At 70.2% G+C, this 8917-nt stretch carries 7 protein-coding genes and 1 pseudogene; 5 read left to right on the forward strand and 3 right to left on the reverse strand.

Features of this window, described 5'->3' with window-relative positions; translation table 11 throughout:
• A pseudogene (locus tag ACQKIP_RS31660) lies at positions 1–421 on the reverse strand (hypothetical protein); the annotation flags it as partial.
• A 230-nt stretch (positions 422–651) separates the two neighbouring features.
• Between ACQKIP_RS31660 and ACQKIP_RS31665 the strand changes: the two are divergent.
• Positions 652–2277: an MFS transporter gene (locus tag ACQKIP_RS31665; protein WP_365859921.1), complete on the forward strand. Its 1626-nt coding sequence runs from the start codon at positions 652–654 to the stop codon at positions 2275–2277.
• Positions 2278–2407: 130 nt separating this feature from the next.
• Positions 2408–3604: an acyl-CoA dehydrogenase family protein gene (locus ACQKIP_RS31670; RefSeq protein WP_365859922.1), complete on the forward strand. Its 1197-nt coding sequence runs from the start codon at positions 2408–2410 to the stop codon at positions 3602–3604.
• 13 nt (positions 3605–3617) lie between these two features.
• Here the strand turns inward: ACQKIP_RS31670 and ACQKIP_RS31675 are convergent, their stop codons facing one another.
• Complete coding sequence (locus tag ACQKIP_RS31675; protein WP_361195829.1) at positions 3618–4061, reverse strand: cell division protein SepF; 444 nt, start codon at positions 4059–4061, stop codon at positions 3618–3620.
• 288 nt (positions 4062–4349) lie between these two features.
• Here ACQKIP_RS31675 and ACQKIP_RS31680 point away from each other — a divergent pair, with 288 nt between their 5' ends.
• A complete protein-coding gene (locus ACQKIP_RS31680; protein ID WP_365859923.1) occupies positions 4350–5639 on the forward strand; it encodes a DUF5685 family protein in 1290 nt (429 codons plus the stop codon).
• Positions 5640–5732: 93 nt separating this feature from the next.
• Here the strand turns inward: ACQKIP_RS31680 and ACQKIP_RS31685 are convergent, their stop codons facing one another.
• Positions 5733–6692 carry an ABC transporter substrate-binding protein gene (locus ACQKIP_RS31685; protein WP_365859924.1) on the reverse strand — a complete coding sequence of 320 codons (960 nt, stop codon included), beginning with the start codon at positions 6690–6692 and terminating at the stop codon, positions 5733–5735.
• A 528-nt stretch (positions 6693–7220) separates the two neighbouring features.
• Here ACQKIP_RS31685 and ACQKIP_RS31690 point away from each other — a divergent pair.
• The gene (locus ACQKIP_RS31690) at positions 7221–8078 is read left to right on the forward strand and encodes an amino acid ABC transporter permease (protein ID WP_365859925.1); all 858 of its coding nucleotides are present in this window, start codon (positions 7221–7223) and stop codon (positions 8076–8078) included.
• Positions 8075–8917: amino acid ABC transporter permease (locus tag ACQKIP_RS31695; protein WP_427744844.1), on the forward strand; the 843-nt coding region annotated here is incomplete at its 3' end. The genes ACQKIP_RS31690 and ACQKIP_RS31695, both read left to right, overlap by 4 nt.

The raw sequence follows: 8917 nt of genomic DNA on the forward strand, positions 1-8917 counted from the left end.
CACGTCGCCCGTAGAGGTGATCGGCGACCGCGAAGATCCCCGTGGCGGCGCAGAGCGACGCGAACGAGCTCACCACCAGGCCCGCGTCGGCGTGCGAGAGCGGGCTGACCGCCGAGACGAGCCGCTCCAGCCAGGGCAGCAGCGGGAAGAACGCGAGGTTCGAGTGCACGCTGCCGTCCGGGAGCTTCACCTCCCAGCCGTAGCCGAACTCGGCGACGCGGGTGTACCAGAGCGAGTCCCAGCGGGCCGTGAGGAGCGTGTGCGCGCTCTTGCCCGCCGCCGCGCTCCACACCGCGAGCACCGCGACCCCGAGGGCGCGCACCCCGGCATAGGCGAGGAGCGCGGGTGCCGCGCGGCGCAGCGCGGCACCCGCACGGGCCCCGTACGAGGGCGGCGGCGAGCACTGATCAAGGTCGTTCACGGGCACGATTATCGGCGTAGGCGGGAACCGGCCACCCGGTCGGGTGCGTGGTCCAGGCGTGGGCAGCGTGGCGTACGCCACACCCTCTCCGCTCAACCGTGAGAGGTCCGCCACGCGCCACTGCCGTGAACTCGCGTACTCTGACGGCTCACTCGCCTTTCGTTGCCGCCAGCCGGGAGATCACGTCCCGCGGGGCCGCCGATGCGAGGGATCACTGGGAGGTATCGCACATGTCGGGTTCAACCACGGCCACCGCTCCTTCCGGCCGTCGGGTACCCGGGTCGCAGGGTGGCGCCAACCGCTGGCTGGTGCTCGTCGTTCTCTGCGTAAGCCTGCTGCTCGTCGCCGTGGACGCCACCGTCCTGCACGTCGCGGTGCCCGCGGTCACGGAGGACCTGAAGCCCGGCGGCATAGAGCTGCTGTGGATCGTGGACGTCTATCCGCTGGTCTGCGCCTCGCTGCTGATCCTCTTCGGCACCCTCGGCGACCGGGTGGGCCGCAGACGCGTGCTCCTGCTCGGCTATGCCCTCTTCGGCGTGGCATCGGCCGTGGCCGCCACGGCGGACAACGCCCAGATCCTGATCGCGGCCCGCGCCCTGCTCGGCATCGGCGGCGCGATGATCATGCCCGCGACGCTCTCGATCCTGCGCCAGGTCTTCCCCGACCGGCGTGAGCGCGCCGTCGCCATCGGTGTGTGGAGCGCGGTGGCCGGAATCGGCGCGGCGGGCGGACCGCTGCTCGGCGGTTTCCTGCTCGAGCACTTCTGGTGGGGCTCGGTCTTCCTGATAAACATCCCGCTGATGCTGGTCAGCCTGCCGATCGGCCGCTGGCTGCTGCCCGAGTCGACGGGCGACCGCAACGGTCCCTGGGACGTCGTCGGTGCGCTGATGGCCGCGGGCGGTCTCTTCGGCCTGGTGTTCGCGGTGAAGCGGGCGGGCGGCGGAGAGTCGCCGTTCGGCATGACGACCCTCCTCTCGTTCTTCGTCGGCGTGGCCCTCCTGATCGGCTTCGTCCGCAGGCAGCGGCGGCGCGAGCACCCGCTGATAGACCTGTCGATGTTCGCGCGGCCCGCGTTCAGCACCTCGCTCGGCTGCATCGTCCTGGCGATGCTCGCCCTGGTGGGCCTGGAACTGGTCGCCGCGCAGTATCTGCAGCTGGTGCTCGGCCTCTCGCCGCTGGAGACCGGCATGCGGCTCGTGCCGCTCACCGTCGCCGCGATGGTCGCGGGGCTTGCGGGATCGAAGTTTCTGCACCGCTTCGGCCCGCGCGCGATGGTCGCCTCCGGCTTCACCCTGACCGCGGTGGCCGTGGTGATCCTCACCGGCATGGGCGACCGGATCAACGACCCGCTGATGATCACCAGCTTCGTGCTGCTCGGCCTCGGTCTGCAGACCACGCTCTTCGGGTCGTACGAATCCATGCTCAGCGAGGCGCCCCAGTCGCAGGCGGGCGGCGCCGCCGCGATCGGCGAGACCTCGTACCAGCTGGGCGCCGGCATCGGCATCGCGCTGCTCGGCAGCGTCATGAACGCCGCGTACGCGCCGGGCCTCTCGAACGTGCAGGGCGTCCCGGCCAGGGAGAGCGCCGCCGCGAGCCACTCGCTCGGCGAGGCGTACGAAGTCGCTTCGGGGCTCGGCGGCGGGGCGGGCGACGCGCTGCGCACCGCGGCGCGCGAGTCCTTCGTGCACGGGCTGCACGTGACGCTCCTCGTCAGCGCGGGGCTGCTGCTGCTCGGTGCGCTGATGGCGCTGAAGCTGCCGCGGACCATGGAGTGCGGGCCGGCCGCGGAGCTGCCCGAGCAGGGGGTACCGGCACCCCGCAGCGAGGCGGAGGTCCCCGCGGAGTCCGTCCGCTGACGTGCTTCCCGGCCCCGGCCGGGGAACGCCCCCGTCCACCCGCCCTTGTTCCTGCGCGACCCCGCGTCGTAACGTCGGCGCGAACCCTAGTAACTACCACTGCTAGTTTTTGCGCCGCCGGAGGCCCGAGATGTCCGCACGCAGCCGTACACCCCTGCCGCCCTTCGACCCCGCCGACCCCCTCGGCATCGACGACCTCCTGGAGCCGGAGGACCTCGCGATCCGGGAGACCGTCCGCAGCTGGGCGGCCGACCGCGTCCTGCCGCACATCGCCGACTGGTACGAGAAGGGCGAGCTGCCCGGCATCCGTGATCTCGCCCGCGAACTGGGCTCGATCGGCGCGCTCGGCATGTCCCTGGAGGGCTACGGCTGCGCCGGGGCGAGCTCCGTCCAGTACGGCCTGGCCTGCCTGGAGCTGGAGGCCGCCGACTCCGGCATCCGCTCACTCGTCTCCGTGCAGGGCTCCCTCGCCATGTACGCCATCCACCGCTTCGGCTCCGAGGAGCAGAAGCAGCGCTGGCTGCCCGGCATGGCCGCGGGCGAGATCATCGGCTGCTTCGGCCTGACCGAGCCCGACCACGGCTCCGACCCGGCGTCCATGCGCACGTTCGCGAAGAAGGACGGCACCGACTGGGTGCTCACCGGACGCAAGATGTGGATCACCAACGGCTCGGTGGCCGGGGTTGCCGTGGTCTGGGCGCACACCGACGACGGGATCAGGGGCTTCGTCGTCCCCACCGAGACGCCCGGCTTCTCGGCGCCCGAGATCAAGCACAAGTGGTCGTTGCGCGCGAGCGTCACCAGCGAGCTGGTCCTCGACGAGGTACGGCTGCCCGCCGACGCGGTGCTGCCCGAGGTCACCGGACTCAAGGGCCCCCTGAGCTGTCTCTCCCACGCGCGCTACGGCATCGTCTGGGGAGCCATGGGCGCCGCCCGCTCCTCCTTCGAGGCAGCCGTCGAGTACTCCAGGACGCGCGAGCAGTTCGGCAGGCCCATCGGCGGCTTCCAGCTCACCCAGGCCAAGCTCGCCGACATGGCGGTCGAACTGCACAAGGGCATCCTGCTGGCGCACCACCTCGGCCGGCGCCTGGACGCGGGCAGGCTCCGCCCCGAGCAGGTCAGCTTCGGCAAGCTCAACAACGTACGGGAAGCGATCGACATCTGCCGCACCTCCCGGACGATCCTCGGCGCGAACGGCATCTCGCTGGAGTACCCCGTGATGCGGCACGCGACGAATCTCGAATCGGTGCTCACCTACGAAGGCACCGTCGAGATGCATCAGCTCGTGTTGGGCAAGGCGCTCACCGGTCTTGACGCCTTCCGGTGAGCGGCCTCGCCCGCTAGCTCTGGTTGAAGAAGCCGTCCGTCGGACGGCTCGCGGCCTCCCCGTTGACGATGTGCGTGTCGGCGGGGGTCAGCAGGAAGACCCGCGTCGCCACGCGCTCGATGGAGCCGCGCAGCCCGAAGGTGAGGCCCGCGGCGAAGTCCACGACGCGCTTGGCGTCGCCGGGCTCCATCGACGTGAGGTTGATGATGACCGGGACACCGGACCGGAAGAGCTCGCCGATGCCGCGCGCGTCCCGGAAGCTGTCCGGGGTCACGGTCCCGATCCGGCGGCCTTCTTCCTCGGCCGCCTCGCTCGCCACCCGCACCCGCGGGTCGGTCACCCAGGCATCGCCGGGTCCCTCGGCTCCGTCGTCGTCATAGCCGTCGTAGTAACGCTCGTCGTTGTTGTTGTCGTCGACGAGGCCAAGCCAGGCACTCGCCTTGCGCACCGATCCCATGGACGCCTCCTCTCACAGCGGGCTTTCTGCGTTCCGCATCCCCATGTTCGTCCATGATGCGGATAGTGCGCCAAGTGGATAGTCGCCGCGCGGGGTTTTCGTGACGGGACTGGTGCAGAGTCAACACGCTGTTTCTCATGGTCCTCAAGGGTCCTGCTGTGTACGGCTGCTGACAGTGAGTGAAATATGATTCTTCACGGCGTATGGGTGACGGGCGGTGCGTCCGGGTGAACGACCTCCTCGATACGATGCCCCGGTTGATCGCAAACAGGCTCACGGGGGAGTCGTATGTTCGGAATCGTCAGGCCCTGCAGCCATCGACTCGGCGAGGGTCTCAAGACCCAGTGGATGGCGCATCTGTGCGGGCTCTGCCTCGCGCTGCGCGGTGACCACGGGCAGTTCGCCCGGGTCGTGACCAACTACGACGGCCTGATCATCTCGGTTCTGACGGAGGCTCAGGCCGAGCAGGCCACCGGCTGGCGCCGTACCGCGGGACCCTGTCCGCTGCGCGGTATGCGCACCGCGTCCGTCGCGCAGGGCGAGGGCGCACGGCTCGCCGCCGCGGTCTCGCTGGTGCTCGCGTCGGCGAAGGTACGGGACCACGTCGTCGACGGGGACGGCCTCTTGGCGCGCAGGCCGGTGGCCGCCGCCGCCCGCAAGGTGGCACGGAGCTGGGACCGGGCGGGCGCCCGCACCGGCGCCGACGTGGGCTTCGACACGGCGGTCCTGCTGGACGCCGTCGAACGGCAGGTCGGCATCGAGGGCTTGGCGGGCCCCGGCACCTCCCTGCTCACGGTCACCGAGCCGACCGAGACCGCGACCGCGGCGGCCTTCGCGCACACCGCCGTCATCGCGGGCAGGCCGGGCAACGCCGAGCCGCTCGCGGAGGCGGGAAGGCTCTTCGGCAGGCTCGCGCACCTCCTGGATGCCGTGGAAGACAAGGAAGCTGACGCCGCGTCGGGCGCGTGGAACCCCCTGACGGCCACCGGCACGAGCCTCGCCGAGGCCAGGCGCCTTGCCGATGACGCACTGCACGGCATCCGCCTCGCGCTGCGCGACGCCGAATTCACCGACGGCAAGCTCGCCCACATGCTGCTCGCGCACGAGCTGGGGCGCTCCGTGGACCGCGCCTTCGGTACCGACGCGTGCGGGCACAGCCACGAGGTGACGGCTCATCAGGGCGGCTCCTTCGGGCCGCCACCGGGCCAGGGCGGGCCGTACGGGCCTCCCTCCAGCGGTCCGTACGGCCCGCAGTCCCCGTACGGAGGCGGCAATCCGTACGGAGGCGGGGTGCCCGGCGGTCCCGGTGGGCCGGGCGGTCCTGGTGGCCCCGGCGGTCCTGGTGGCTTCGGTGGCGGGCCCGGGTTCGAGCCGCAGCCGCCGAAGCCGGGCAAGCGGGGGTTCTGGGCGGGGTGCGCGGTCGCCATCGGCCTGTGCTGCACCTGCAAGCTGTGCTGCGCCGATTCGTACGAGGGCCCCTGGTCCCGCAAGAAGCGCGAGGGCTGCTGCAACAACTGCGGCGACAGCGGGTGCTGCTCGTGCTGCGAGTGCTGCTCCTGCTGTGACTGCGGGCTTTAGGTACTGGCGGGGACTGTCCTTTCGTCCGCGGGTTCGTTGGGCCTGGTCGCGCAGTTCCCCGCGCCCCTTCGGGGCGCTGCCCCTGACCCGCAGTCAGTCCTTGATCTCCGGAGGGGAGATCCGGGACTCCTCGATCGCGGAGTCCCGGGTGCCCCACTTCTCCAGGATGCGGTCGTAGGTGCCGTCCTTGATCAGCTGGTTCACCGCTGCTTGGAAGGCCGGCGCCAGCTTCGTGCCCTTTTTGAAGGCGAACCCGACGTCGAGACGGTGGTACTCGCCGAGGAACTTCAGGCCCTCCTGGTGGTCGACCGCGTAGCGCAGGCCGTTGATCGTGGACATCACCACATCGGTGCGGCCCTGCTGGAGCGAGCCCCAGATCGCGCCCTGCTCGGCGTACGTCTTGACGCTGTACGGCTTCTTGCCCGCGTCCTCGCAGACGTGCTTGTTGTCCTCCAGGGTGACCTCGAAGGTGGTGCCCGCGCCGGTCGCCACGTTCAGGCCGCACAGCTGCCCGAAGTCGGTGACCTTCTTCAGCTTGCTGTCGTCGCGCACGGCGAAGCCCTGGCCGTCGTTGATGTACGTGACGAAGTCGATGGTCTTGCGCCGCTCCTCGGTCACGCCGAAGTTCCCGGTGCCCAGGTCGTACTTCCCGCTGTCCAGGGCAGGCAGGATCGCCTCGAAACTCGCGGCCTCGCGCTTCAGCTCCAGGCCGAGCGCCTTGGCGACGGCCGCCGCGAAGTCGGCGTCCTGGCCGACGATCGTCTTGCCGTCCTCCAGGTAGGTGTTGCCCGGCGGGCTGCCGCCGACGGCGGTCGCGAGACTGAGCGAGCCCCGCTCCCGTACGTCCGGAGGCAGGAGCTTCGCGGCCGCCGGGTTCTTCTTGACCGAGGACACCACGTCCTGCGTGGGGATCTTGTCGCTCTTGCCCGCGGGCGCCGCGCCGCCCGTGGTGTCGGCCGAGTCGCCGGAACCGCAGGCGGTGAGCGTGAGGGTGGCGGTGGTGATCAGGGCGAAGGCCGCCGGGATGCGGCGGGGATAGGGGGACTTGCTCATGGCGTGACGGTCTCCATCAGGCAGCAGGGCAGGGCGAAGCGGACGTACGGGGGAGGGGATGCCGTCGCGCGGAGCTGTGCTGCACGGCGCGGCGGCGGTGTACGCGTGTGAAGGCGAGGTCAACGGCGCGCGGACGCACGGAAAGTGCGGTCCACGGGAGACGCGAGGCGGAAGAGGCCCCGAGAACGGCGGGGCTCAGCGCGCAGGGGGTCGGCTCAGAGAGTCGTCGAACATGACGCCGACCACACTCGACCGAAGTCGATGTGGGAGCGCGTGACCAGCCACTGCTGCGGATGCATGGGGCAAGTGGAACAGGCATCCGTTTCCGCGTCAACTGCCGTGAGACCTAACGCTCATATCCTGGACAGCCTTGACAGCGGGCCGAAAGCGCCCCGTACTCTCAGGGCGGATCGTGCTGAGGGGCTCGGTCCGTGTGAAGGCATCACCCGTGTGTGATCTCCCGCCGAGCGTTTCGCCACGCGATCGCGCCGTGCGCCGGAGATCTCCGACATCCACGGAGCCTTCGCCATGTCTTCCGACACGCTCGCCAAAGCCGCGCAAGCCCCTCCGCAAGAGCCACCGCCCGGCCTCCCGCGCATCGTGCCGCAACGCCGCGCCGGTCAGTGGGTGGCCGCCGCCGCGGTCCTCGTGCTCCTCGCGCTCGCCGTCAACTCCGTCGTCCGCAACGAAGCGTTCCAGTGGGACGTGGTCGGCGACTACTTCACCTCCGCGTCCGTACTGCGCGGCCTGTGGCTCACCCTCTGGCTGACCGCCGTCGTCATGGCGCTCGGCTTCGTGCTCGGCGCGATCCTCGCCATGGGGCGGCTCTCGTCCAACCCCGTTCTGCGCGGCGTCAGTTGGGGTTACGTGTGGCTCTTCAGGTCGATGCCGATCCTGGTGCAGCTGCTGTTCTGGTTCAACATCGGGGCGCTGTACCCGTACCTCTTCGGCATCAAGACGGTGAACCTCCTGGGGCCCATCACCATCGCCGTCATCGGGCTCACCCTGCACGAGGCCGCGTACGCCGCCGAGGTGGTGCGCGGCGGCATTCTCTCCGTCGACCGCGGGCAGATCGAGGCCGCGCAGGCGCTCGGGCTCAGCCGGTGGCGCAGATGGCGCCGGATCGTCCTGCCGCAGGCCATGCGCTCCATCGTGCCGCCCGCCGGGAACATGCTGATCGGCACGCTCAAGGGCACGTCGATCGTCAGCGTGATCGCGGTGCAGGACCTGCTGTACTCCGTGCAGCTCGTCTACCACCGCACCTACCAGGTCATCCCGCTGCTCCTGGTCGCCACCATCTGGTACGTCGTGATCACCTCGCTGCTCAGCGTCGGCCAGTACTACGTGGAGCGGCACTACGCGCGCGGTTCGGAGCGCACCCGATGAGCGTGACGGAGCGCGAGCCGGCCAGTGACACCGCCCTCGCGAAGAACGACTTCGGCGCGCTGAAGGTCGTCCCCGTGCGCCACCCCTGGCGCTGGGCCGCCGTCGTCGCGACGGCCGTCCTCGTGGCCCAGTTCGTGCACGGCCTCGCCACCAACTCCGGCTGGGAGTGGGAGGTGTTCGCCGAGTTCTTCACCGCCGACGTGATCCTCAAGGCCGTCTGGGTCACCCTCCAGCTCACCTTCTACGGCACGGCTCTCGGCTTCGCGCTCGGCATCGTGATCGCCTTCATGCGGCTGTCGGCCAGCCCCTTCCTGAAGGCGGTGGCCTTCGCCTACATCTGGGCGTTCCGGTCGATCCCGCTCATCGTGCAGCTGCTCTTCTGGTTCAACCTGGCCTATCTCTACAAGGAGCTCCAGTTCGGCATTCCGTTCGGGCCCGGCTTCTTCTCCTTCGACACGATGGGGCTCGTCGGCGCGATGAGCGCGGCGGTCCTGGGGCTCGCCCTGCACCAGGCCGCGTACGCCGCCGAGATCGTGCGCGCGGGTGTCCTGTCCGTCGACGGCGGCCAGTCGGAGGCCGCGGCGGCGCTCGGCATTCCCCGGTTGCGGCAGATCCGCCGCATCATCCTGCCGCAGGCCATGCGCTCGATCCTGCCCAACGCGGCCAACGAGATCATCTCCCTCTTCAAGGGCACGTCGATCGTCTCCGTGATGGCGATCGGCGAACTCTTCTACCAGGTGCAGGTCATCTACGGCCGCAACGGCCGCGTCGTGCCGCTCCTGATGGTCGCCACCGCCTGGTACGTCCTGCTCACCAGCGCTCTCTCCGTCCTCCAGCAC

The organism is Streptomyces sp. NPDC059900 (genome assembly GCF_050270335.1).
In the GTDB taxonomy this organism is placed as follows: Bacteria; Actinomycetota; Actinomycetes; order Streptomycetales; family Streptomycetaceae; genus Streptomyces.